General features: G+C 45.7%; 20 protein-coding genes and 2 tRNA genes. 10 read left to right on the forward strand and 12 right to left on the reverse strand.

Annotated features, from left to right (window positions below; all coding sequences use genetic code 11):
• From AACQ21_RS11200 to AACQ21_RS11210, 3 genes are all read right to left on the reverse strand, one after another.
• Nucleotides 1-737 (reverse strand): HlyD family secretion protein (locus tag AACQ21_RS11200; protein WP_105976851.1); only part of this gene is annotated, 737 nt, incomplete at its 3' end.
• Complete coding sequence (locus AACQ21_RS11205) at nucleotides 734-2,164, reverse strand: TolC family protein (RefSeq protein WP_105976852.1); 1,431 nt, start codon at nucleotides 2,162-2,164, stop codon at nucleotides 734-736. The genes AACQ21_RS11205 and AACQ21_RS11200, both read right to left, overlap by 4 nt.
• Nucleotides 2,165-2,308: 144 nt before the next feature.
• Complete coding sequence (locus AACQ21_RS11210; protein ID WP_013856662.1) at nucleotides 2,309-2,563, reverse strand: hypothetical protein; 255 nt, start codon at nucleotides 2,561-2,563, stop codon at nucleotides 2,309-2,311.
• Nucleotides 2,564-2,923: 360 nt separating this feature from the next.
• Here AACQ21_RS11210 and AACQ21_RS11215 point away from each other — a divergent pair, with 360 nt between their 5' ends.
• The 6 genes from AACQ21_RS11215 to AACQ21_RS11240 all read left to right on the forward strand — a co-directional run bounded on the left by AACQ21_RS11215 (nucleotide 2,924) and on the right by AACQ21_RS11240 (nucleotide 14,677).
• On the forward strand, nucleotides 2,924-4,543 hold the full coding sequence (locus AACQ21_RS11215; RefSeq protein WP_017044817.1) for an ATP-binding protein: 1,620 nt from the start codon (nucleotides 2,924-2,926) through the stop codon (nucleotides 4,541-4,543).
• Complete coding sequence (locus AACQ21_RS11220) at nucleotides 4,540-5,220, forward strand: response regulator (RefSeq protein WP_013856664.1); 681 nt, start codon at nucleotides 4,540-4,542, stop codon at nucleotides 5,218-5,220. Before AACQ21_RS11215 ends, AACQ21_RS11220 begins: the two co-directional genes overlap by 4 nt.
• Nucleotides 5,221-5,377: 157 nt before the next feature.
• A complete protein-coding gene (locus tag AACQ21_RS11225) occupies nucleotides 5,378-6,157 on the forward strand; it encodes a substrate-binding periplasmic protein (protein ID WP_105976853.1) in 780 nt (259 codons plus the stop codon).
• A gap of 24 nt (nucleotides 6,158-6,181) precedes the next feature.
• On the forward strand, nucleotides 6,182-7,156 hold the full coding sequence (locus AACQ21_RS11230; protein WP_026027355.1) for a chemotaxis protein: 975 nt from the start codon (nucleotides 6,182-6,184) through the stop codon (nucleotides 7,154-7,156).
• Nucleotides 7,157-7,644: 488 nt separating this feature from the next.
• A complete protein-coding gene (gene pulA, locus AACQ21_RS11235; RefSeq protein ID WP_105976854.1) occupies nucleotides 7,645-13,686 on the forward strand; it encodes a pullulanase-type alpha-1,6-glucosidase in 6,042 nt (2,013 codons plus the stop codon).
• Nucleotides 13,687-14,005: 319 nt separating this feature from the next.
• Entirely contained in the window at nucleotides 14,006-14,677 is a 672-nt protein-coding gene (locus AACQ21_RS11240; protein ID WP_094123525.1) for a DUF2726 domain-containing protein, read from the forward strand.
• Here the strand turns inward: AACQ21_RS11240 and AACQ21_RS11245 are convergent.
• A complete protein-coding gene (locus tag AACQ21_RS11245) occupies nucleotides 14,665-15,726 on the reverse strand; it encodes a GGDEF domain-containing protein (RefSeq protein ID WP_017048647.1) in 1,062 nt (353 codons plus the stop codon). The genes AACQ21_RS11240 and AACQ21_RS11245 overlap by 13 nt on opposite strands.
• Nucleotides 15,727-15,998: 272 nt before the next feature.
• Between AACQ21_RS11245 and AACQ21_RS11250 the strand changes: the two genes are divergently transcribed.
• The 4 genes from AACQ21_RS11250 (at nucleotide 15,999) to AACQ21_RS11265 (ending at nucleotide 17,926) form a co-directional block, all read left to right on the forward strand.
• Nucleotides 15,999-16,075 (forward strand) — tRNA-Val (locus AACQ21_RS11250).
• Between the two features lie 37 nt (nucleotides 16,076-16,112).
• Nucleotides 16,113-16,189 (forward strand) — tRNA-Val (locus tag AACQ21_RS11255).
• Between the two features lie 309 nt (nucleotides 16,190-16,498).
• The gene (locus AACQ21_RS11260) at nucleotides 16,499-17,551 is read left to right on the forward strand and encodes a lactonase family protein (RefSeq protein ID WP_105976855.1); all 1,053 of its coding nucleotides are present in this window, start codon (nucleotides 16,499-16,501) and stop codon (nucleotides 17,549-17,551) included.
• Nucleotides 17,552-17,563: 12 nt separating this feature from the next.
• Complete coding sequence (locus AACQ21_RS11265; protein WP_013856709.1) at nucleotides 17,564-17,926, forward strand: RidA family protein; 363 nt, start codon at nucleotides 17,564-17,566, stop codon at nucleotides 17,924-17,926.
• A gap of 114 nt (nucleotides 17,927-18,040) precedes the next feature.
• Here AACQ21_RS11265 and cydX read toward each other — a convergent pair whose 3' ends face one another.
• From cydX to AACQ21_RS11305, 8 genes are all read right to left on the reverse strand, one after another.
• The gene (cydX, locus tag AACQ21_RS11270) at nucleotides 18,041-18,142 is read right to left on the reverse strand and encodes a cytochrome bd-I oxidase subunit CydX (RefSeq protein ID WP_013856710.1); all 102 of its coding nucleotides are present in this window, start codon (nucleotides 18,140-18,142) and stop codon (nucleotides 18,041-18,043) included.
• Nucleotides 18,143-18,154: 12 nt separating this feature from the next.
• Complete coding sequence (gene cydB, locus AACQ21_RS11275; RefSeq protein ID WP_105976856.1) at nucleotides 18,155-19,291, reverse strand: cytochrome d ubiquinol oxidase subunit II; 1,137 nt, start codon at nucleotides 19,289-19,291, stop codon at nucleotides 18,155-18,157.
• Nucleotides 19,292-19,302: 11 nt separating this feature from the next.
• The gene (locus AACQ21_RS11280) at nucleotides 19,303-20,883 is read right to left on the reverse strand and encodes a cytochrome ubiquinol oxidase subunit I (protein ID WP_105976857.1); all 1,581 of its coding nucleotides are present in this window, start codon (nucleotides 20,881-20,883) and stop codon (nucleotides 19,303-19,305) included.
• A 120-nt stretch (nucleotides 20,884-21,003) separates the two neighbouring features.
• Nucleotides 21,004-21,603 (reverse strand): HvfX family Cu-binding RiPP maturation protein, encoded by a 600-nt coding sequence (locus tag AACQ21_RS11285; RefSeq protein ID WP_017044810.1) that lies wholly within the window; start codon nucleotides 21,601-21,603, stop codon nucleotides 21,004-21,006.
• Nucleotides 21,600-22,346: an HvfC family peptide modification chaperone gene (locus AACQ21_RS11290; RefSeq protein WP_105976858.1), complete on the reverse strand. Its 747-nt coding sequence runs from the start codon at nucleotides 22,344-22,346 to the stop codon at nucleotides 21,600-21,602. The genes AACQ21_RS11285 and AACQ21_RS11290 overlap by 4 nt, the downstream gene beginning before the upstream one ends.
• On the reverse strand, nucleotides 22,339-23,202 hold the full coding sequence (locus AACQ21_RS11295) for a DUF692 domain-containing protein (protein ID WP_105976859.1): 864 nt from the start codon (nucleotides 23,200-23,202) through the stop codon (nucleotides 22,339-22,341). Before AACQ21_RS11295 ends, AACQ21_RS11290 begins: the two co-directional genes overlap by 8 nt.
• Nucleotides 23,190-23,504, reverse strand: a complete 315-nt coding sequence (locus AACQ21_RS11300) for a hypothetical protein (RefSeq protein WP_017050579.1) — start codon at nucleotides 23,502-23,504, stop codon at nucleotides 23,190-23,192. The genes AACQ21_RS11295 and AACQ21_RS11300 overlap by 13 nt, the downstream gene beginning before the upstream one ends.
• Nucleotides 23,494-24,450 carry an MBL fold metallo-hydrolase gene (locus AACQ21_RS11305; protein ID WP_029189808.1) on the reverse strand — a complete coding sequence of 319 codons (957 nt, stop codon included), beginning with the start codon at nucleotides 24,448-24,450 and terminating at the stop codon, nucleotides 23,494-23,496. The genes AACQ21_RS11300 and AACQ21_RS11305 overlap by 11 nt, the downstream gene beginning before the upstream one ends.
• Nucleotides 24,451-24,639 lie beyond the last annotated feature (189 nt).

Raw genomic sequence — 24,639 nt, forward strand, 5'->3', positions numbered from 1 at the left:
ACGTTGAGCACCGCCCATGAGTCTTGGGTATCCACGACAGTGACGACAGGGAAGCCCTGTGGAGCCAGTTCGCCGCTTTGCAGCAGTACTTGGGACACTTCACCGTCAAACCAACTCTCAATTTTAGTATCCGCGGCATAAGCTTCAACTTCCGCTACGGCACCAGCAGCCATACGTTCTTTTTCCGCGGCAGCGAGTTTAGTTTCAGAGCGTGCGCCTTCTTTGGTCATTTGATACATCTGAAAAGCGGCGCTTTCAGTATATTTAGCGGCCTGCCATTGGGTATTCGCTTCATCACGCTTTTGTTCAGCGACGACACCATCACGGTAAAGATTATTGACACGCAAATAGGTTTTTTCCATTAAATCCGCTGCGGCTTTGGCTTTAAGCCATTGATCTTTTGCCGCTTGGATCTGCTGATCGCGTGCGCCTGTTTCTGCTTCTTTAGCCAGTGCGCCCGCCGCTTTTTGACCCGCAATCGCTTGATCTAATTTGGCTTCAATTTCAGGGCTGTGCAGCGTGAAAATGAGCTGGCCACGTTCAACGCTATCGCCTTTGCGCACCAGTACCTGATCAATACGGCCGGGAACTTTTGAGGAAATACTGTATTGTTGAGATTCAATTTGACCTTGTAAGCGGACAGGTTTAGGTTGAGATGCTTGGTAAAAGCGATAGCCTACCCATGAGATCGCCACCACAGCAGCAAGAGCAATCAGTGTTGGTTTTACGGCTTTCATAAGGCATCCTTTTGAGCAGGTGATTCGTGAGTCATTGATGAGTGCAACAAAATCGCTGATTGTGTGTAGATAGGGAAAGTATTCATTTCACTGGTCAATGCCAGTAACTTATTTAAAGAAAGTAAGTAGTTGAAGCTGGCTAATGACTGTTGCGTTTTTATACTAGCAAGGTAGAGCTCTGCATCCACTACATCTAAAGACGTTGCTAAACCCTGACTGAATGCCTTTTGGCGTAGGTTCAGGTTTTCATTAGCCAGTGTGAGACTTGAGTTTAGTCCCATCACTTCTTCCAATGCTTGTTCGGCTTCCAAATAGGTTTTTTCCACCAACACGCTCAAGTCTTGCTTAGCTTGCGCCTTTAAGTAACGTACTTGTGAGACCGCGCTGTGCGCTGCTTTGACTTGATCGCTGCGACCCGATGTTTCAATTAACGGAATGTTGACCCCAATACCCACTAACCAATCCGGTTTCATTTGGCTGGCCAGCGAATCGTCTTTATGTAGGCTGTAATCACCGTAAAGGTAGACTTCTGGATAGTATTTGCCTTGTTCAGCTTTGATCAAGCTGCTTGCTTGCTTTTCTTTTGCTTCAAGTAGTGCCAAGCCCGGATAGGTATTGAGCGTTTGCTCCACAAAAACAGAGAGTGGCGGTAAACGGTCATTGACAAACAGTGAACCACTTGGCTCGACTTTTTCTGTTTGACCTAGAATTTGGGTTAGTGCGCTTTGGGCAATATCTAAGGTTTTTTGTGCTTTTTTGCGTTCAACCGTTGCTTTATCTAATGAGGCTTCAGCTTGTAGCCGTTCCACATGGGCAATTTGTCCTTGTTGCTCTAACTTTAGTGCATTATCACGGTGCTTGGTTAACCCTTGCTCAACGGCTTGGCGAGTCACTAAAACCTCTTTTGCCAAAAGAACACTAAAGTAATATTTGCTCAAGTCTTCATAGCGCGCTTGTGTTTCCATTGCGAGCTGGCTTTGTGCTTCTTCTTTTTTACCTTCCGCAGCGGCTTGTGCGGCGCTGATCCGTCCGCCTGTAAAAATGGGCCAAATAGCGCGAATCGAAGAGCTGAAAATATCACGTTCGGTGATGGTTGATGTGATGGAGCCAGCACTGGCGAGTATCGGTCCTAAACCTAAAGATGATGGGATAGATTGCCCAGTGCTATCGAATATCTGCTTTCCTGACAAAGTAACATCTTGGTCTAAACGCGTGTAGTTTGCACCAATAGAAACAGCAGGCAAATTGAGACTGTCTGTGGAATTTTCAATATGCTGATAGCGTTCGACATTTGCCCGCCCAGCGGCAAGTGAATTATTGCTCTGTTGCAAAAGATCCCATGCTTGTTGAAAGGAAATCGGCGCGGCGAAAGAAGGGGCTGCACCAAGCAGAGTAAAGACGAATAGGCTGAGTGTTTTCGCTTTCATGCTAAGCTCGAGTAATAATAATTAGAGTTAATGCTCTAGTTTTTTGCTGCGGAAGTCAACAGTGTGATGGGTTGAAATGTCGAAACAACAGCAAGTGATATGCGCTAGCATGAAGCGCATATCATCAAAATTCAATATTTAAATTTAATACTTATGGTAAGAAGGGCAGAGATAATCGGCCCGCCAAACCAATTTTTTACTACCTCTCACGTTTGTACTGCCTTGCATCGTGGTCAGCACGTCCTTACCCGACATCTGCGGGAAAGCTAGCAGCACTCTCAGGTCATCATTTGACTCAGTCGCTATTTCTTCATAAGCCCGAACGTGAGTAAAGGTAGACTGTAAATGGTTAAACAGCATATCTCGGGAAAGGCAAATTCCAAAGGCATCGCGTTTCATTGTAAGTGTCCTTCTGACAATGTTATGAATGGAATCGATAGCAATTGGTATGGTTATTATAGGGCTATCTTTTTGTGAGGTTTCCTCATCATCTTCTTCACTGCACAATTAGTATACAAATGCTTTGGCATTATAAGATAAAATTTTTCTAAAATAGGCGTGATATAGATCACGAAATAACTATGATAAATTTTTATAAAACCTTGTGCATATTCTGCTTGGCAAGTCTTCGAAATAGATTGCAATAAAACGAACCAAAATGGTGCGTGGAATGCGTAGTATTGTTCACAGTTATTCGTTTCTCTCTTCGCTCAAATGTTAAATAAGTGTTAGCTTGTATGCAGAGTTAAAGAGGGATTTATGGTGTGGAGTAGTATCAGTTTTCGTAAGCGTATGCTGATCATAATGACCCTTTCAGGGTTGATTGAATTACTGCTGTTAGTTGCCGCTGGTTTTGTGTACATCAAACATTCTCAAGAAGAAGAGATGGGCTTAAAGGCTTTGGGGGTTGCTTCATTTCTTGCACAAACTCCATCAGTGGTCGATATGCTTGAATCTGGTAGTGGGGTGGATCACCAACAGCGTTATCGAGAGTTAACAAAATTAATCGGTGCAACCTTCATTGTTATCGGCGATCAACATGGGATCCGCTTAGTCCATCCTGTTGATGAACGAATTGGTCTTCCCATGAAAGGGGGAGATAACGATCAAGCTTTGCTACATGGTGAGTCATACGTTTCTTTTGCTCAGGGTTCATTGGGTAAATCCGTGCGTGGAAAATCGGCGGTAAAAAATGCCCAAGGACAAATCGTTGGTGTGGTGTCAGTTGGTTACTTAATAGAACGACTACAAGATAAAATTGAACCTTTTCTCATCTACCTAATTGGGATGGCACTGCTGGTAGTGCTGGCGAATGCTGTACTTTCCAGCTACGCCTCACGCCGTTTTCAGAAAGCGATACTCGGTTTTGAACCAGAAGAGATTGGCCGATTGTATGTCGAACTCGATGTCACCATGAGTACCTTAAAGGAAGGCATTTTAAGTATTGATGAGGCGGGTATTCTTCGTTCCATTAATAAAAGTGCGTGTGAGATTTTGGCGATTAACCGAGAGAAAGCGCTTAATCAACCACTTTCTCTGTTTCTGCCTGAAAGTGATCTCATGAGTGTTATTGAAAGTGGCACGCCTGATCACGACATCGAGCTGTACCTCAATCAACAGCGTCTGATCGCCAATCGAAGTCCGATTATTGTTGACGGTAAAGTGGTTGGGGCTGTGTCCAGCTTCCGCCTCCGAGATGAAATCAACGAGTTAACTGAGCAACTCTCCCAAACCAAAGAGTATGCTGAAATGCTGCGCTCTCAAACTCACGAACATCGCAACAAACTCAACACCATCAGTGGGCTTGTACAGATGGGAGAGCTGGAAGCGGTTCAGCATTTAATCGGCCAAGAAACGGCTCATTACCAATCGCTCATTGAATTTCTACGCGAGACAGTTAGAGATCCACTCATTGCCGGAATGCTGCTGGGTAAAACTGAGCGGGCTCGTGAACTTGGTTTGGAGTTAGTCGTTGAAGAGGGATCGCGTCTAGAACCTTTGCCGCAGCGTATCAATGCCGAAGATATCGTCACTATCTTGGGTAACCTGATTGACAATGCATTTGATGCGACACTCACGATGATCCGCAATGAAAAACGGGTGACACAAGAACGACGCATCATTGAGGTGTCACTCAGCGATTATGGTGCCGAAATTATTCTTGAAGTGGATGATAAAGGGTGTGGTTTACCCGAACAAATGTCGCCACAGCAATTATGGCAAAAGGGAGTCTCTAGCAAAGCAAAACATAACCGAGGTGTGGGTTTACACCTGGTAAAACAGTTAGCTGATCGCTATCAAGGGCAGCTAGAAATGAAAAGTAATCAAGATGTTGGAACAAGAGTTACGGTTTATCTGCCTAAGGAAGAACAAGTATGAATACCCGTGTCATGATCATTGAAGATGATATCGCGATTGCGCAATTACATCATCGTTACCTGACACAAATTGAGGGATTTGAAGTCATTGGCATTGCAACGACTCACGCCGATGCCCAATTGCAGTTAGATATCCTCAAACCCGATTTAGTATTGCTGGATGTTTATCTACCGGATGGTACGGGGCTCGATCTCTTACAGAAAGTTCGAGGCAACAACCAAGGCTGTGATGTAATTTTGATTACTGCAGCGCGCGATGTTGAGACGCTACAACAGGCAATGCGTGGTGGCGTAGTTGATTACTTGCTCAAGCCAGTCATGTTTCCCCGTCTTGAATCGGCATTGAAGAAATACCAAACCCAACAATTAGAGCTGGGCTCCGTGGCTGATGTTGACCAAAACGTAGTTGATAAAATGTTGACAGCCAATACCAGTGAGCTTCCCACTCATCTGCGTCTTCCCAAAGGAATTGATGGGGTTACGCTAGACAAAATACGCCATCTTTTTAATACACCATGCAGTTTGACCGCGGACGAAGCGGGAGAAAAAATTGGCGCAAGTCGAACCACGGCAAGGCGTTATCTGGAATATTTAATCAGCAGTGGTGAGCTAACCGCCGACTTAAATTACGGCACGGTTGGTCGCCCGGAGCGTTGCTATAAAAAAGTTGTGCGTTAGGCCGAGAGATTTAATGAGTTAACCGCATGAAATTTAATGCTATTTAATCACGTCGTTCGTATTGTTGATGATGAATGCTTGCGATGAACTAGACGGCGTTTCAAACCCCATCTAAAGTTTAAGGACAAAAGGCAGATAACATCATGTAGGAGAGAGGATGAACGTAATCAAATATCTGCGTACTATTCTACCTATGTGGCTAATCAGTGTGTTGGCATCATCACCTGCTTATCCCGCTAGTCTTGAAACACTAACGTATTATACAGAGGCCTATCCCCCTTTTAATTTTATGAATCAGGGCAAAATCACTGGAATTTCGGTTGATTTACTTCAAGAAGCCGCTAAATTCTCAGGACATGACGTATTATTGAGCCAGATCGTATTGCAACCGTGGGCTCGTTCTTATCGCTCTACCATTTTGAAAAAAGACGGAGTACTTTTCTCGACAACAAGGACGTCACACAGAGAGGAATTATTTCATTGGGTAGGCCCAATTGATGACATCAAAGTTTCGGTAATTGCACGTAAAGGCAGTAATATCAAACTTGGGGAACCTTTAGAAATTACCTCCTATAAGATAGGGGTGATAAAAGATGACGTCGGCGAACAAATGCTGTTGCAATATGGTGTTCCGAGAGACTCAATGCAAGAAGCAACGGATGTCACTATGTTGGCAGAGCAGTTAGTGAAAAAGCGTATTGATTTGATTGCATACGATGAACGGTCAGCCCATTGGTGGATAAAACAAGCAGGATATGCCCCCGATCAATTTGAAACACTTTATGTGTTAAAGCAGGGATTACTTTACTATGCTTTTAATAAAAATATAGACCAAACACTATTAGACGATTTACAAATAGGTATTGATAAAGTAAAGAACACGGTTAATGAAGACGGTGTTAATCGATATCAAGCCATATTAAACAAATACCAATAACCATTCTTAAGATTAGTGACCAGTATGAGCAACCCAAGTAGTACAATTTTGACAGAGAGTGGTACCAACGAACTTGAGATTATTGAGTTCCATTTAGAAAAGGTACTGCCAGATGGACGCACGAAAACCTGCTATTACGGCATTAACGTTGCGAAAGTTAGGGAAGTGATACAAGTTCCTGATACCACCGATTATCCCAATGCTCAGCCGCATATGATCGGTGTATTTTCGTCACGTGATGTACTGACTCCGTTAGTTGATCTTGCCGGTTGGCTTGGTGTGCCTACTAATCCAAGCCTTGATCGAAAGTTTGTTATCGTGACGGATTTTAACCGCATGACCAATGGCTTTTTGATTGACAGCATTAGTCGTATTCACCGTATTTCTTGGAACGACGTTGAATCGCCGAGTCAGTTTTTAGAAGCGGGTGAGCAAGATTGCGTCGTGGCGGTTGTTCGCAAAGACGGCAACCTGATCATGATTTTGGATTTTGAGAAAATCATCGCTGACATCAACCCTGAATTGAGTATGGAAAAATACGATGTCACGGTGGACAGATCGGTCGACCTCAACCAAAAAATGATCAGCAAACGTAATGCGAAAACCATCATGGTGGTGGATGATTCGGCGTTTATCCGCAGTTTAATACAAGACACATTAAGCTCTGCAGGCTACAACATTATTGCGTGTAAAGACGGTGGTGAAGCCTATGAGAAATTGATGGAAATTGAAAAAGTAGCCAAGTCCGAAAACGTACCTGTGACAGAGTTAGTGAATGCGATCGTAACGGATGTAGAAATGCCGCGCATGGATGGTATGCACTTGTTGAAGCGTTTGCGTGACAGCGAAACTTATAAAACAACGCCGATAGTGATGTTCTCCTCGATCATGAGTGATGATAACCGAGCCAAAGCATTAGCACTGGGTGCTGATGATACCTTGACCAAACCCGAAATTGGCAAAATGGTCACCCTGATGGATAAATATGTATTTGCTTAACCTTTATACTCCTCCCACTTAGAGTTGTTTGGGTATAGCGGTCAGTCTGCGACCAATTAAGGAGAGTCTCATTTGAGGCTCTTTTTGTTTTACCACAATTCTGAACGTTAAGCTCAGCGGCGCGAATAGCGAGCGATGAGTAAGGAGAGATGGGAGGAAGATCAAACTCTATTAGATTGGTCAAAATGTAATATTCTTTCACACTTTATCATTCCTCATTCTACGCTTTGTCTTTCCGATCACGTTTTTATCTTGCTCTCTCTGCTTTCCTTTCATCTCATTTACCCTGAGCGTGAGTGAACTCTGTGTTTTTCTTCTCCTCCCTTGGCTCTACGCCCTGAGAGCAAAATGGCAAGGGGGAGGTAATTGGCGGTGTCAAAATTATAACGTTAGCTTAGGTAGATATAGGCATATGTCTACTGATTTATAGGTTTTCTGCCAGCAGTGAGAGCAGGACGAGCACTAACGTTATAAAACGGATTACAACAATGAAAACAAACCTAACGAGAATGACTTTAGCGTTTGCTTCAATTGGTATGCTAGCGGGTTGTAATGACTCGTTAGACGTTCAAGTCATGGATGGGTATTTAACCAATGCCCAAGTTTGGCTGGATGTGAACGGCAATCGTCAATTTGAACAAAACGAACCTCAAGCGTATACCGACCAAAAAGGTATCGCAAAAATTAACGTGGCGGGGCTGCGTGGTGACGTAAACAATTATTATCTGATGGCTTCTGCTATCAAGGGAAAAACCGTTGACCAAGATATTCCCACCGTCAAAGCGGCGCGCAATTATTTAATGATGGCGCCAGCAAATTATCCAGTGATCAGCCCTTTTACGACTTACCTCAGCGTGCAGATGCAAAATGGTAAGCGAGAGAGTAAAGCATTGGCTGAGCTGAAAAAAGCGTTGCGTATTCCAACGCTGGATATCAAAGCGGATTATGTCGATAACCACATCTTGGTTGCTCAATCTGCTAAAGCGCTAGCGCAACTGCTACCTGCTACTATCGATGACTCCAGCTTGCCTGAATTGGCCAATATCTTGAAAAAAGCCAGTAAACGGTTTGGCGATGAGATCAAAAAAGCACAGCGAGAAAAGAGCGATATTCGCGATAAAACACTGATGCTTGAAAATGGTGAGCCTGTTATTGGCTTTGATAGCGATAGAGATGGCGTAGCCGATTTGATTGACCGCTTTCCTTACGACATCCAAGAGAGTATTGACTCCGATAATGATGGCATTGGCGATCACGCAGACCTAGACGATGACAACGATGGCTGGCCTGATGAAACTGAATGGCGATTAGGGACAGATCCTTATGACGCCTTAAGCTTTGCTGCCGATCTCGATGGCGATGGCATTGCGGATGTCGAAGATGATGATATTGATGGTGATGGGTGGAGCAACGCCGATGAAGCGCGTTTAGGAACGGACGCCAATGATGTTTCAAGCGTTCCTGCTGACCTTGATAGTGACGGTATTGCCGATAGCGAAGATGACGATATTGATGGTGACGGCGTGGGCAACGCGCAGGATGTATTCCCACGAGATCGCTTAGAAAGCCTTGATACCAATAACGATGGGCTAGGGGATTTTGCCTCAAGCGACGATGACGGTGATGGCATCCCCGACAGCATTGATCCACAACCGAAACAGGCAGATAACTCTACAACCGAGCCAACCCCAACTTATCAAGAAGCGATCATTTACTACCTGCGTGATGACAATAATTATGACGGCTGGGGACTACACCTTTGGAACAACGGTAGCTGTGATTCTGTTTCTGAATCTGCGCTTAATGGCGTGGATTGGGGAAATCCTTACTTAGCCTCAGAAATCGACCCGATTTATGGAGCGATATATCGCATTCCACTTAAAGCAGAACATGGCAACTGCATGAACTTTATTGTGCACAGTGGCAATGATAAAGCGCTGGGCGGCGATGATTTAGTGCTGGATTTTGTCAAAGGCAATACGCTTTATACGCGCCACGGTAGTGCGGTGTTGAACTATTCTCCTAATGAGCAAATTCAAGTTGCCATTGAGGGCGCAGCTGCACATTGGCTTGCGGTAAATCAACTGGCGTGGTTCGATCACAGCGAAGCGGCAAGCTATGAGCTTTGGAGCCGCGCGCAAGGCAATGGTGATATCGCACATCCTGAACAATTCATCCATTACCCATTAGCCTTGTCAGGCGTGACAAATAATGCGCATTTCCCACATTTAGCGGGTCGAGCAGCCTTCACATTGGATGTGAGCAACGAACAAGCTAAAGCGCTGTTGAAAACGCAGCTACTCACAGTAGCGAGAGATGCTGAAGGCAAAGTACTGGTTGCAACAAAAGTACAGATCCCAGGAATAGTCGATAATCTTTACACGGCGGGCAGCGATGATGCCGATGAAGCGAAACTTGGCGCTTGGATAGACGGTGATAGCGCGCATTTTGCGCTATGGGCTCCGACCGCGCAGCAAGTGGAGTTGTATCTGTATGATCAAGATAAAACCCTTCGCAGTACCTCACCGCAGATGATGGTTGAAGATCCAAATACCGGAGTTTGGCACTATCAAGGTGAGCGCTCGCTGAAAAACAGTTTCTATCGTTACCGCGTGCAGGCCTACCATCCTAAAACGGCGCAACTTGAATGGATGATGACGACCGACCCGTATTCGCAATCGCTCAGCACATCCAGCCTTTATTCTCAATTGGTGGACTTAACCGCAGCAGAGTCAAAACCGGACGATTGGGATACTCAAATTATTCCTGAACTGAGTCATCCTGAAGATAACATTCTTTATGAAGTACACATTCGTGACTTCAGCAACAGTGATAGCAAAGGAACAGCGGAATACAACGGTAAGTACCTTGCCTTCTTGGAAGAAGAACGTGACAGTGTGGCGCACCTGAAGAGTTTAAAACAAGCGGGTTTAACCACCATTCACTTACTGCCAAGCTATGATTTAGCGTCGATTCCGGAAGATGAGCAAAAACGGGTCGATCTTAATGACACGGTCGCAAAACTGTGTGGTATTAACCCGCAAGCGTCGCTCTGTTCTGATGGCACGTCGATGAGCGCGACCATACTTTCTTTGTTGGAAAAAACCGACCCGAATACACCGCAAGCACAAGCATTACTTGCGGATGTGCGGCCGCTTGACAGCTTCAACTGGGGTTATGATCCATTCCATTACAGCGCGCCAGAAGGCAGTTATGCAGTGCAAAGTGATGGTGTGTCACGGGTGAAAGAGTACCGCCAAATGGTGCAAAAACTGCATCAGCTTGGTTTTCGAGTCGTGCAAGATGTGGTCTACAACCATACCTACTCGTCAGGTTTGTATGACAAATCAGTACTGGATAAAACCGTGCCCGGTTATTACCACCGCTTGAACCCCATCACAGGTGCGGTTGAAAACTCAAGTTGCTGTGATAATACCGCTTCAGAAAATCGTATGTTCGAGAAACTGGTGGCCGATAGTGTCACGATGTGGGCGCAAGATTACAAAATCGACGGTTTCCGTTTCGATCTTATGGGACACTTGATGAAATCAAGCATGCTCAAGATTTATGAGGCGGCGAAAACAGTTGATCCTGACACTTGGTTCTATGGTGAAGGCTGGAACTTTGGTGAAGTCGCCAACGGTGCCAGAGGTGAAAATGCCACGCAGTGGCCAATGGCTGGAACGGGGATAGGGACTTATAACGACCGCTTACGTGACGGTGTGCGTGGCGGTGGTCCATTTGATAGCGGTGAGGCGTTATTAACCACTCCGGGTTTTGCTAATGCAGGTGATCGATTTAGTGATGAGCTGAAATCGAAAATGGACTTAATTCGCTATGGCATGGCTGGTAATTTACAAGCCTATCCATTGCAAACCGCCAGCGGCATGACAGTGCTTGGCCGTGATTTCCAATACGGTGGTCAAGGCGCGGCTTATACACTTGACCCACAAGAGTCGATTAACTACGTCTCTAAACACGACAATCAAACCCTGTGGGACTTCAACCAATATAAAGCAAAAGCAGAAACCAGCTCAGCAGATAGAGCGCGCATGCAGATCATTGGTCTTGCGCCAGTAATGCTTGGGCAAGGTGTTCCTTTCTTCCATATGGGTTCAGAACTACTTCGCTCAAAATCGATGGCGCGCGACAGTTACGACAGTGGTGATTGGTACAACCGTGTTGACTTTAGCAAGCAGACCAACAACTGGAATATCGGCTTGCCAAGAGCAGATAAAGATCAAGCCAACTGGAGTGCGATTCAAAGTGTGATAGCCAACCCCAATACGGTAGCTTCCGCGGAAGATATCGCATGGACAGATAATGCCTTCAAAGCCTTGCTGGCGATTCGTGCGCAAACACCGTTGCTCAAGCTAATCTCTGAGCAAGAAGTGTTAAATCGTGTTCGTTTCCATAATACGGGGCCAAATGCGCAGCCTGGCATGATAGTGATGTCGGTTAATGATGGTGTTTCAGCTGGAACGGATCTCGACCTTAACGTTGAGGCCATCGTTGTCGCCATCAACGCCAATAGCGTTGAGCAAAGTGTGGTTATTCCGAACGCGCAGCGCTTTGAATTACATCCTGTTTTACGCACAGCACAAGATGTGCGCGTCAAAGAGAGCCAGTTTAACAATGGCCGCTTTACCGTTTCAGCCTTAACGGCGGCAGTGTTTGTGATGCCGCAGCAGGGCGAGCAGGGTGCTGGCTTAAGCATTGATGCGCCACCAATTGATGTTGCACCTTATGGTTCAACCACGGTGTACGTGCGTGGTTCGATGAACGGTTGGGGAGTTTCAAATCCATTATCCTATCAGCAAAATGGTCTCTACACGTTTGAAGGTTATCTGACTCCCGGAGTGTATGAATTCAAAATTGCTTCTGAAGATTGGAGCACACTAAACCTTGGTTTTGGTGGCTTTAATATAGCTAGCGGTTCCGCGATATTGGAAAATGCAGGAAATGGCAATATCAAGCTTACCGTAACAGAGCAAGGTGTTTGGAAGTTCACACTGGATGCATCCAACACATCGCAACTGGTGGTTGGCGTTGTGGATACGGGTGTTGACTACGCGTGTTATCAAGACAATAACCCCGCTTGCGATTTGCGAATTTATCAAGTGATGGTGGAATCCTTTGTTGATGGAGATTCAAACGCTGATTACGGCGTTGGTTACGGCAACTCGCATCACCGTGGTGATTTGCAAGGCATCATCAATAGCTTGGATTATATTGCTAGCTTGAACGTTAATGCGTTGTGGTTAACGCCAGTATTTGATTCCTGTGCGGGTCAAAATGGCGATGATAAGCTTGATGCTACTGGCTATTTTGCGTGTGATTATTTCAACGTAGATCCTAACTTTGGCAGCAACGCTAAACTAAAAGAGCTGATTGATCGTGCGCATGACAAAGGGCTGTACGTGTTATTGGATGGCGTATTTGGCCACACCAGCTCTGTTGGCGTGAAAGCGTCACCGAGCGGCAATTTGCCTCAGCTTCATGATGGAGAAAGTGGTTATCCGGGTAAGTTGGTCACTTATCCTAGCCAAGCGAGTGAAGCATTTTTCACTGAAGTCGCTACTTACTGGATCCGTGAGTTTGGCATTGATGGCTGGCGTTTAGATCAAGCGTATCAAGTTCCGCTTGAGAGCTGGCGTTCGCTGCGCGCTGCGGTTGAACAAGCATCGCAAGATAACCTCAATGCAGGGAAATCATGGGGCACATTAGGCTATATGGTCGGTGAAGTGTGGCAAGGGGCTGATGACATTACTCTAACTGCGTATGGCCGTGATGCAAACCCAGCGCTCTCCTCTGCCTTCAACTTTCCTTTACGCTATGGTGTGATGCAAGCACTAGCCGTGGAAGAATCTGGCGCAAGCGGTAGCGCTCTGAGTCTAGAAGCCAGTTGGAATAACCGAGCGAAATCGCCTTATCACGCCATGCCAAATCTAATGTTAGGTAATCATGATTTGGTTCGCTTTGGTGACCTGATCCAACGAGGTAATTTAGGCGATTATTATGCGCGACATCTTGCCGCGTTCAGTTTTCTTGCTGCTTATTCTGGGCCAATCACGCTTTACTATGGTGAAGAAATTGGGGATGAGGTCGAAAACTTTGCGGCGCAAGTAACGCAAAATTGCGCCGCCGTTGGCTTGTGCGACGATCACGTTGCTCGTTCTAGTGGCAAAGTAGATGGTTCAAGCTTGTCACCACAACAGCAAGCGCTGAAAAACAGCGTCAGTCAACTAATGCTACTGCGCAGCCAATACCCGTCACTGGCTAAAGGGGAACGGCGTAATGTGTGGATTGACGAGAGTTTGTACGCGGATCTCAAAGTGTACGGTGATGAGCAGATCCTCTATGTGCTTAACACCAGCACTGCGGAGCGGAGATTATCTCTTGATATGGGAAGCGTAAAAGCTGCGACTCAATTGAAGGATTTAATGACTGAAGAGACGATCGCCACGCAAATCGGTACAACGACAATCATCGTTCCGGCTTTAACTGGTCGCTTACTTCGACTGGATTAATCGTTAAAGCAATAAAAGCTCGCTGCGGCGAGCTTTTTCCTTCTCTACTTTTTCCTACTAAGGCTCTCATTAATGAGCCTCTCGTTTGGTCATTGTCCATTGACAGAAAACACAAGTTGCGACATTTCACTCATTGGCGTAGCTTATCAACCTGAATGACACTCTGGTACACATTCTAGATTCAGCTTACAAGAGAGCCTGCTGCCATGTGGATTAGGTCACCCTCTTCAACAAATCCATAGTAATAAACTGGCCTTTGGGCGGTACTTCGTTTATTAATTAGCAAGTTAGCTAATTACTTCAAAATGGTTTTTATCGTATGACCAACATTTTTATCATTGTTGCACTGCTGGTGCTGTTTTTTGTCTTTATCCAAAAGTACGTGATCAAACACGACGATACCAAAGATTACGCTTATAAGAAGAAAGGGGCGTTACTCAATATGTCGGAAGGCGCCTTTCATAACGCACTGAAATCTGCAGTAGGGGAACACGGTGTGGTGTTGGCTAAAGTTTCAATGGCCAACGTGGTTACCCCTGCGGCGAACTTGAATAAAAAGCAGTGGTTTATCGCCAATAACCGAATCGCCAAAAACTATTTTGATTTTGTGGTGTGTGATGCAAGAACCCTAGAGCCGCGAGTTATCATCGAGTTGGATAACGGAAAAGAACTGCATAAAGGCAAGGTAGAGCGTGAAAAATTGCTGATGCATGTGTGTAAGTCTGCCAATATTCCATTGATTGGTGCGAACATCAAACACAGCTATCAAGTGAGTAAACTAAGAAGGTTACTGGCCGCGCATATTGATTTGATCGAAACCGATAAAGAAGTGCGTTTTTGCAAAAAATGTGGCAGCCCAATGGTGATAAAAATTGCCAGCCAAGGCGAATTCAAAGGTCGACGATTCTTTACGTGTAGCCGTCAACCACAGTGTACCTATACTGAAAATTATAATGTGGTGTATGAAATAGGCGATGATCAAGAGCTCTGAGAAATCCAAAGTGTCGAATCATCCACTGTGTCATTGATTTGGCAAATACAAACTTGGTTACGTCCATTTTTCTTCGCTTTATAAAGCTCAACATCGGCTAATTTCAGTAGTACATCCAACTTGTCACCTTCACGGTATTCACAAATACCGACACTTAAGGTCAGTTGGATTCGCTTCGATCCATAAGCGTACAAATGTTGATTAATCGCCTCACGCAGTTTTTCTCCCACATGTTCGGCTTGCGCGATGCTGTTATTAAACAAAGTCACACAAAACTCCTCCCCGCCGATACGGTAGAGGTTATCGTCGCCCACAATTTGAGACATTACCTGCGTCGTATCGATCAGCACCTTGTCACCGGCATCATGCCCATGGGTGTCATTCACTTGCTTAAAATAATCAAGGTCAATCACTAAAAGGCACAGCGTCGTATCCACTTTATTTTGCACAAAGTGAGCGAAGGCATGAGTGAGTGCTAAACGATTGTGAGAGCCCGTCAGCGCATCACGAGAAGCGAGGTAGCGTAGCGAGTTTTCGGTTTTCTTACGGCTAGATTCAAAAAGATGAGCCACCGTCCAAATTCCGCAATAACAAAGAAGTAGGTTAATCATCAACGGGGTTGGGTCATAATCCACATTCCATGAGCCTTGAGAATGGATATTGAACAGTTGCGGAATGAGTGCGATGCCTGTAGCGAGACGGCCATGCTTAACCCCTAGCAATAGGTAAAAAAGTACTGGGAAAAACGTTGTCCATAAAAATAGGCCATTGCTTAAAGGCTGAATAAAAGTTCCTACACTGATGATAAAGATCAGAAAATAAACGTAGACACGAATGTGAGTGACTGAATGTGCTTGTTGTTTTGCAATCAAGTAAACGTAATAGGAGTAACACATGAAGATAAATTCTAATGCTGCTAGCCCGTAGCTGTAAGTGTAAAAAACGTTAAATAGGACGAAGAAAAATGCAATAGCGGTTAACAGTAAGCTTAACCCACAAAGTACAGAGGCTCTCAAATGATGAGAATGGTTGAATAATCGCGCATCCATGTTACGTCACCGTATTGCATATCGAAGATATTGATAAAGGTTATAGTACGAGATAATTGGTCCGAATCAATGGATAATCTCACATAACTTATACAATGAAATAAATTGGACAGCTTACACCTATTGTTGATCCTGTTACTGTGCTTAAATCCAGAGTTATGAATAAAAAACAGACAAGCTGGTGATAGATAAGCCAACTGGCTCAAAAACAAAGAAAATAGACTTGCACACAGCAAAAACAGCCGTTAATATCCACTCCGTTCTGAAGATATGCGTCCGTAGCTCAGTTGGTTAGAGCACCACCTTGACATGGTGGGGGTCGGTGATTCGAGTTCACTCGGACGCACCATTTCAGTTGCATGTATCATGCTCAAGAACAAAAATTTGGGTCTTTAGCTCAGTTGGTTAGAGCGTCTGGTCGACATCCAGAAGGTCGTTGGTTCGAATCCAATAAGACCCACCAAATTCAAACAAAGCCCGCCACGTGCGGGCTTTGTTGTATCTATGACATACCAAATCAGTATTAGACGAAAAACCCACGCAACGTTATCGCGGAAAATTATTTAACAGCGAAGATGGATTTTATCCTCTAGGAAAAATAAACATTATTCCGAGCATGTTGTTCATTGATTATGTTCCGCAATCGCCCGATTGGATTTAAGTTTGGACTGTATGGCGGTTTTCATCACTGCCACACAGGCAGCTTAATTAAATTATCCCAGATTAAGGTGAAATTTGGGTATAGTGTTTTATTTTTGATGATAGGTGGAAAATGAGTACACACAATGCCGCGCGTTTTTACATTGGTACTTATACGGATGCACCAAGCAATAGTAACGGCGTTGAGCTGATTGAGCTTAACACCATCACGGGTGAACTTAGTGTTTTGCAAGAGGTGATGGCGACGCGTAACCCTTCCTACCTTCTCGAAACCACCAAGGGCTTTTACACTTTTAACGAGGTAGAAGCGAGCGACAATCCACAATTGATACACATTAACAAGGGTTCGGTTTCTCAAATGCCATTGTCGGGTAGCTATGCTTGTCATCTTGCTATTGATGCCAAGCAGCGCTATTGCGCCGTGGCGCATTATGGGTCGGGTAATGTGAACATTGTTCGTTTGGACGACACTGGCAAACCTGAGTCATGCATCGCTGATCTATGGATTGATGGTCAGGGGCCAAATGCAGAGCGCCAAACCTCACCTCACGCTCATCAGGTGGTTTTCCTTAAACAGTCGTCGCAACTGGTTATGGTCGATTTAGGGAGTGATGCAATTCATTTTTTCGTCATCAACAGTGATAATCAGGTATTTTCATTGGCGCAAACTGTAGAGATGCCTGCGGGGAGTGGGCCGCGCCATGTGGTGTTTAATCACGCAGAAACCCGAGCTTTTGTGGTCTGTGAATTGTCGGAGACTTTGGTCACCTTAGTATTTTCCGGGACACAATGGCAAATAGAGGCTGAGTGCAATCTCTTGCCGAATGAGGCGAAAAGTGGAGCGGCTGCGGCGATTAAGTTGTCGCCCGATGAACGTTTTCTCTATGCTTCCTGCCGAGAGCAAAATAAAATCGTTCTTTTTGAACTATGCCAGCCACAACCGCAATGGATTGCCGCATTTGACGTCGGTGGCCAATTCCCGCGTGACTTCACTTTGTCTGCGGATGGAGATTGGTTGTTGGTTGCTAGCCAACATTCACACACAATTGCCAGTTATCGCCGAGATGAAACCACAGGCAGGTTGGTTGCCAGCGGCTTTAGCTGCAAAGTCGGCGCGCCAGTCTGTGTGATCGAACAGCACTGTTGCGAGTTATCTTTACCATAAAGAGAGAAATTAATGACTATTCATCGTATTAATCCAAGTAAACGTTGGTCTGACATTACCGTATTCAACGGCATTGCCCACTTTGTGGAAGTGGCTGATAGCGATACAAAAGCCGATATGAAAGGGCAGGTTGAGCAGATTTTAGCCCAAGCTGAGCAGCAGTTGACGGCGATCGACAGCGACAGAAGCCGCGTGTTATCGGTGACAATTTATGTCACAGATTTTGCTCATTTCGCCGCTTTGAATGAAGTGTGGGATAGCTGGTTTCCAGAAGGATGTGCACCAAGCCGAGCCTGCGTTCAAGCGCAATTGGCAAGCCCTGACTATCTGGTTGAAATGGCTTTTGTTGCCGCAGCTGGCCCAAAATTTCAGTAAATACGTTTCTTACGATGTGATAAAAAAGGGCGCTAAAAACAGCGCCATTTTTTTATCTTAAAGCTTGATGATCTTAACGCTTCTTAGCAGGTTATCTGCTTGCATATGAGTGAGTTACGATTCATCGAAATGCTCAGCTTGCTCAAGCCACAATCCATTGATTATGCCAAATGCGCAGGCGAGTAATACGCCAAGAACCCAACAGAAATACCACATCAGTTATCTCCTTTAGTACAGCGATGTGCTGTGGTTGCGAATGTAATCATCACTCAATCGACCGAACATTTTGTAGTAACCCCAAGCCGTGTAACTGAGGATGACTGGCACCACTAAGATGGCGACAATCGTGATGATATTGAGTGTTTTCTGGCTGGATGTGGCATCCCAAATCGTCAAACTGTGTGATGGCATTAAGCTTGACGGCATGATCATCGGAAATAGCGCCACGCCTGCCGTAAAAATAATGCATGCAATAGCAAGGCTAGAGAATAAGAATGCCCCGCCAGATGCTCGTTTCAGGCTTGCCCATATGCACGCCAATAAGCTCGCGATGCCCACGCAAGGGATCAACCACAGCATGGCGTGTGCTTGATAGTTATGCAGTAAATGACGAGCGATGCTAACCACCTCTTTATGCAAGGGGTTTGAAGCGGCATCCGTGACAATTGGGCTCACGATAATATAACCCGCCATGTTGGCTGCAAATAATCCGCCGATGAGAAATAAAGCCACGGCAATGCTGGCACTGACCACCGACGCGCTATGGGCTCGCTCGCATAACACATCACAAGTTTTGAGCTGTAAAAACGTTGCGCCTTGAGTGACGACGATGGCAAGGCTGAGCAGGCCACACAGTAGTGGAAATGGTGTGAATAGATCCCAAAAATGGCCTTGGTAATCGAGCATCAATAAGTTATTGAGCTGAAAAGGGACTCCTACCAATAAATTACCAAAACCAATGCCAAAGATGAGGGGCGGCACAACGCCACTGATGAACAGTGCGTTATCGCACGCCTTGCGCCATGAGGGGTTATCGATTTTTGAGCGATAATCCATACCAATTGGGCGCAGCCATAACGCAGCGAGTAGCAACATCATCGCTAAATAGAAACTAGAAAATGCGGTGGCGTAAACCAGTGGCCAGATAGCGAAAATCGCACCGCCAGCAGTAATCAACCACACTTGGTTGCCATCCCAATGAGGCGCGATACTGTTGATCATCACTCTTCGTTCAACATCACTGCGTCCCAAAATGGGCAGTAGCGCTGCAACGCCCATATCAAAGCCATCGGTGATGATAAAACCAATCAATAGCATACCGACAATCGCCCAAGTCAGCAGACGTAAGGTTTCGTAATCAAACATTGTGTTCTCCCTTAATGGTGTACGTGAGATAGAGATCCGTGCCCATCTTGCGTTTCAAAATGGTAACGTCCGGTATGTAGGGCGCTTGGTCCGCGCCGAGCAAACTTCACCATCAGGTACATTTCCACCACCAAAAATGCGCTATAGAGTAAGTAAACTAGGCCCAGTGAAATCCATAAATCGCTGGTTGATAGGTTAGATACGGCCATATTAACCGGAAGCACTTCACCGATAGCCCAAGGTTGGCGGCCAAACTCAGCGACAAACCAACCCGCTTCGCTGGCAATCCAGGGAAGTGGAATAGCGAATAATGCCGCCTTAAGTAACCAAGGCTGAGTGCCGATTTTTCGCCGACAAATTTGGATGAAACAGAGACCAATGACAGCGAACATCGCCATACCGCAGGCCACCATGATGCGGAAGCTCCAAAACAGAGGTGCAACTTGCGGAATGGTATCTTGCGCGGCTTGTTTGATTTGGCTTTCAGTCGCATCAGTTACTTTATCGGTGTATTTTTTGAGTAATAAACCGTACCCCAAATCCTCTTTTAGCGTTTCAAACTGAGCGATGTTTTGCAGTGAATCGTCACCATTGCGTAAGGCTTCTAATAGCCCGTAAGCGAGCATGCCATTGCGAATGCGTTCTTCACTGCGCGCCATCAAATCTTTTAAGCCGATGACGGGCTCATCCAATGAACGCGTGGCGATAATACCCATCAAATAAGGGACTTTAATCGCCGCGTCTGTGTGCATGGTTTCTTGGTTAGGTAGCCCAAACAGAGTAAAAGAGGCAGGGGCTTGTTCGGTATCCCACTCGGCTTCAATGGCGGCCAGTTTCACCTGTTGCACTTCACCTAAGGTGTAACCTGACTCATCACCTAGCAATAAAGTGGCGGTAATGGATGCCATGCCAAAAGCGCAAGCCACAGCAAATGAGCGACGCGCAAAGGGAAGGTCGCGCTTTTTCAATAGGTAGTAAGCGCTGATACCCATGATAAACAGTGCGCCTGTGGTGTAACCCGCCGCAACGGTATGCACAAACTTTACTTGGGTTACTGGGTTAAAAATGACCTCAGTAAAGTTGGTCATTTCCATGCGCATGGCTTGGTAGTTAAACTCGGCACCGACGGGGTTTTGCATCCAGCCGTTGGCCATCAAAATCCACAATCCAGAAAAGTTAGAGCCTAAAGCGGTTAACCAAGTCACGCTTAAATGCTGACGCTTAGAAAGGCGCTCCCAGCCGAAGAAAAATAATCCAACGAGTGTTGATTCAAGGAAGAAAGCGATTAAAGCTTCAATCGCCAGCGGGGCACCAAAAATGTCACCCACATAATGAGAGTAGTACGCCCAGTTGGTGCCAAATTGAAACTCCATAGTGAGGCCGGTGGCGACGCCAACGGCGAAGTTGATGCCAAACAGCTTGCCCCAAAAACGAGTCATGTCTTTATAGACGGTTTTTCCGGTCATGACATACAGCGATTCCATGATCGCCAGTAAAAACGATAAGCCAATGGTCAGCGGAACAAAAATAAAATGGTAAAGCGCCGTACTGGCGAACTGGAACCGTGACAGTTCCACCACATCTGTAAGCATAAAGTCTCCCTCCCGCCACCAAAATGGCAGGTAAGATAGTCAGAGATGAATGTGTGATTGATAACACCTGCCACTTGAAGCTGCGGGCGGCAACTTCAAGTTAGTAGGCATCATTAGGTGTTAAGCGGTTTGAGGCGTGCGAGTGAATGGTTTTTTTAGCCAGTAGTCGAGGCTGACGTAGCGGCCACCACCATAAATGAAAAGAACCATCAGCATCACAAAGTAAGTAGCCGCAAATTCCATCCCGTTATTGAGCATCACAGGGTCGCCAAGTTCTGTGATGTAGTTGTAGCGGCCCGGAAAATTGACCGCCAACCATTCAATAAAACCGTTTAAGCGCACCGTCGCTTCCATACTGCTGGTGGCAATCGCGTCCCAGCCATGTTTCCAGTGCACCATTGCGCTCGCCACACTCATCATGAGAATCATAGGGATAGCCATAATACGAGTAAAAAGACCAAGTGCGATGCAAATACAGCCGAGTACTTCTGTCGCGGCGGCTAAAAATGCCAGCAGTTCTGGAAAAGGTAGATTTAAACCACCATCGGCGGTTGAGGCGCCAAACCAAGCAACGGTTCCAGCGAAACCAACCACTTTGGAATGAGCGCCGACAAAAATCACCGGCACGAGGAAAAGTCGAATCGCAAGTAGTACGATAAAATCGAATTTTTTAAATTTTTCGATCACGCCATCGTACCAATTGAGGGCTGAGTGAATCATAGAGTTTCTCCTAATAAATAGAGGCTGATGAGTCCTTGTTGCTGAAACGTTTGAACCCACGCCAAAAAATGGAAGTTGGATAGGTGTTGAGCTATCTGTTGTTCTAGTTGCGTTAGTGACTGCGCTGGGGCGTTTTGAATCATCTGAATTAGGGCGATATCCACTTCTCTGAGTTTTTGTGATACCACCTGATGCGATGCATGACGAAATACCCCGTAACAGACCGTTTTCTGTTCTTGAATCAAAAAAGTGACCGATTCTGGATGGACAAGAAAAGGCACTTCGACCAGTTTTAAGGTTGGGTTAAGCTGTATGCAAAACGCCTCCGGTTGAGCTTCAACATCATCCCACCATACGTTGAGATTCGGCACATGAGCGCTATCCATTTCAGCGTTGAAAACGATCCATTCATATTCAAGCAGTGCGATTTGCTCAGCACTGAGGTTAACACTGGCGTTATGGTTATTTTGCTGTTGGATAAACTGAACAAATTCAGTCGCAATATGATGGAACTCAGGCTCCATCGCGCCATGTATTACCAGCCATTCGTCCGTCAAAATGTAGAGTGTTTCCTCGTTAAGTTGAGCGTAAAACAGAGGAAAAGTGTGCTTAATGACAGAGTAGATATTCGCTCGAATGAACTCTCGATAACGGCAGGGCGGTTCGCCTTGCGCGACAGGAGAGCGGATCACGCAGGTCAGTGCGTACATTGACATACTCATGTTCATTGGTGGTTTAAGCATGGCTACGCTCCACATCGATAACTAATGATGGCGCTGGCTGCATGATGTCATGATGGATAGTGCGCAACTCTTCAGTCAAAACCACCAGAGGAGGCACATGATGATCACGTTCAAGCAGCAAAGGACGGCTACCTTGTTGAGCGTAAGCATAACGAGCCAAGTCAATCACCTCTTGCTGTACTGGTTTGCCATGGGTATCGAGCAAGAAATCTTCGCGCTCTTTTAAGTGACCTGCGATGTGGTAATAGCAGATCGCTTCGCTCGGTAAAGTGGCCAGCATGTCAAACGGGCAGTAATTGTGGTTACGGCTATTCACATACACATTATTGATATCAATCAGCAGCTGGCAGCCGCTGCGCTCAACTATCTCAGCAATAAATTCGCCTTCGGGGATCTCCTTGCCGTAACTGTGGTAGTAGGAGATGTTTTCCAGCACCAAAGGGCGTTGCACAATATCTTGAACGCAGTGAATGCGATCGACCAAGTAAGCAATGCTCTCTTTATAGCGCGGGATAGGCAGCAGTTCATACAAGTACCCTTGGGCATCACGCGAAAAGCTCAAATGCTCACTGTAAATGTCGATGTTAAATTCATCTAAAAATGCCGCTACCTTTTTCACAAACGCTTTGTTCAGTGGCTGACAATCGCCAATCGACAAACTCAGCCCATGTGCAACCAGAGGATAGTGCTTTGCTATCTGCTGTAACTGCTCGCGTTTAAGTCCGCCCATGTTCATCCAGTTCTCCGGAGCAAGCTCAAGGAAATCGATGTCGGGATGGTCAGGCAACTGGCATAGCAAATCGATGTGTTCGCTACGCAAGCCGATGCCTTTTGAAGTGCTATCTATTGCCCGCATACACCACCAGTGATTTTGCTGTTGGTTAGAGTAATGGTTTCAGCGGAAGGTGTGATTCCCTCTGCGGTTAAGCCGCATTTACCATCTCTGGCGCGTACTAAACGTCCTTGCGGATCGCTTTTTAAATCCTGCTTTTCAAAACGTTTTTCAGTACCACATTTGCCAGCCGCGCATTTGCCACCATTTTGAGAGGTGGGTTGCGCACTCACTGGTGCTTCCGTTGACGTTTCTGCAACGCTCATTGCAGGATGAAGAGCAATGGCCGAAGTCATCGCAATAGACAAAACAATTTTACAATTCATGGGTTATCTCCTTCACGGAACTCATTGGGTAGCTTGAGAGATCACGGGCGGCAATAACTTCGCCGTGATAAAACTGTTTGATGATCTTGGTGGACTCTGATTTATGTTTAAGGCCGACTCCCATCCAGTGGTTGAGCACGAGCAGTTTAGGATTGATTTTGGCTGCAATTTCGCCAATCACTGAAGGTTTAGCGTGCATAAATGCGGAAACTTCATCGGCTGACTCATGAACAGCCATCGGCATGACTAAAATGTCAGCGCCTTGAGCAAAATCGAGAAATGCTGGGTTACTGCCGTTTTGATCGGCAGAAATAACAATAACGCCCTGATCACTTTCAATACGATAAGCCAAACATGGCACGTCCCCATGAGGAATACCGAGTGCGTAAATGGTTAAACCGTCTTGTTGATACACTTTAGTTGGTGTCGTGGTTTTGTAAGGAACATCAGTGATGGTGACTGGGAACAAACCATCGCTGCCATCATACAAACCGTTCAAATAAGCGTAAGCGCCATCTTTGCTATTAAAGAGTGCGTCCATATAGCCTGATAGGCTAGGGAAGGCTGATCCCGCTTGCGGGCCTGCAATATCTAGCGGGTCTTCTCGCTTAAAGAAGTAGCCGCCTTTGAGCAGCGCGGGCAAGTCTGCAACGTGATCGGTGTGAAAATGGGTAATGCCTAGAAAATCCAAATCTTCCAGTTTAGAGCCGGATTGGCCAAAGCGCAGATACGCGCCGCCGCCAGCATCAATCATGATTTTAGATTTGCCTTTCCACCAAATCACTTCCGCTGAAGAAGAGCGCAGATCATCTGAAATTGGCCCTCCCGATCCTAAAACTTGTAAAGTGAACTCTTTGTCGAGCGGTTCTAACGAGTTTGCGTAAGCACCGATGGCACCGCACGACAAACTGATTGCGAGCACCAGCGCCTTGAGTGGTTGTTTCATGCTGACTACCTTTTGATTGTCTTTTTTATGATATGTGGATACCTAGGGCGAAAAGAGACTTGCGATAAAAGTGCAAGCTTTTTGATTCTCGTCAAGGTGTAGGTGAAAGATATGATTTAAGAGGATGTTTGGTCAATCTTGATTTTCTTACCTATTGGTTAAGGTAAATTGAACAATGTGGTGTGATGC

It is taken from the genome of Vibrio sp. V01_P9A10T6 (assembly GCF_963877065.1).
GTDB lineage: Bacteria > Pseudomonadota > Gammaproteobacteria > Enterobacterales > Vibrionaceae > Vibrio > Vibrio anguillarum.

Excerpts from the sequence above, each read along its gene's own strand:
- AACQ21_RS11205 (WP_105976852.1), bottom strand. The coding sequence starts at position 2,164 with ATGAAAGCGAAAACACTCAGCCTATTCGTCTTTACTCTGCTTGGTGCA.
- AACQ21_RS11210 (WP_013856662.1), bottom strand. The coding sequence starts at position 2,563 with ATGAAACGCGATGCCTTTGGAATTTGCCTTTCCCGAGATATGCTGTTT.
- AACQ21_RS11215 (WP_017044817.1), top strand. The coding sequence starts at position 2,924 with ATGGTGTGGAGTAGTATCAGTTTTCGTAAGCGTATGCTGATCATAATG.
- AACQ21_RS11220 (WP_013856664.1), top strand. The coding sequence starts at position 4,540 with ATGAATACCCGTGTCATGATCATTGAAGATGATATCGCGATTGCGCAA.
- AACQ21_RS11225 (WP_105976853.1), top strand. The coding sequence starts at position 5,378 with ATGAACGTAATCAAATATCTGCGTACTATTCTACCTATGTGGCTAATC.
- AACQ21_RS11230 (WP_026027355.1), top strand. The coding sequence starts at position 6,182 with ATGAGCAACCCAAGTAGTACAATTTTGACAGAGAGTGGTACCAACGAA.
- pulA (WP_105976854.1), top strand. The coding sequence starts at position 7,645 with ATGAAAACAAACCTAACGAGAATGACTTTAGCGTTTGCTTCAATTGGT.
- AACQ21_RS11240 (WP_094123525.1), top strand. The coding sequence starts at position 14,006 with ATGACCAACATTTTTATCATTGTTGCACTGCTGGTGCTGTTTTTTGTC.
- AACQ21_RS11245 (WP_017048647.1), bottom strand. The coding sequence starts at position 15,726 with ATGGATGCGCGATTATTCAACCATTCTCATCATTTGAGAGCCTCTGTA.
- AACQ21_RS11260 (WP_105976855.1), top strand. The coding sequence starts at position 16,499 with ATGAGTACACACAATGCCGCGCGTTTTTACATTGGTACTTATACGGAT.
- AACQ21_RS11265 (WP_013856709.1), top strand. The coding sequence starts at position 17,564 with ATGACTATTCATCGTATTAATCCAAGTAAACGTTGGTCTGACATTACC.
- cydX (WP_013856710.1), bottom strand. The coding sequence starts at position 18,142 with ATGTGGTATTTCTGTTGGGTTCTTGGCGTATTACTCGCCTGCGCATTT.
- cydB (WP_105976856.1), bottom strand. The coding sequence starts at position 19,291 with ATGTTTGATTACGAAACCTTACGTCTGCTGACTTGGGCGATTGTCGGT.
- AACQ21_RS11280 (WP_105976857.1), bottom strand. The coding sequence starts at position 20,883 with ATGCTTACAGATGTGGTGGAACTGTCACGGTTCCAGTTCGCCAGTACG.
- AACQ21_RS11285 (WP_017044810.1), bottom strand. The coding sequence starts at position 21,603 with ATGATTCACTCAGCCCTCAATTGGTACGATGGCGTGATCGAAAAATTT.
- AACQ21_RS11290 (WP_105976858.1), bottom strand. The coding sequence starts at position 22,346 with ATGCTTAAACCACCAATGAACATGAGTATGTCAATGTACGCACTGACC.
- AACQ21_RS11295 (WP_105976859.1), bottom strand. The coding sequence starts at position 23,202 with ATGCGGGCAATAGATAGCACTTCAAAAGGCATCGGCTTGCGTAGCGAA.
- AACQ21_RS11300 (WP_017050579.1), bottom strand. The coding sequence starts at position 23,504 with ATGAATTGTAAAATTGTTTTGTCTATTGCGATGACTTCGGCCATTGCT.
- AACQ21_RS11305 (WP_029189808.1), bottom strand. The coding sequence starts at position 24,450 with ATGAAACAACCACTCAAGGCGCTGGTGCTCGCAATCAGTTTGTCGTGC.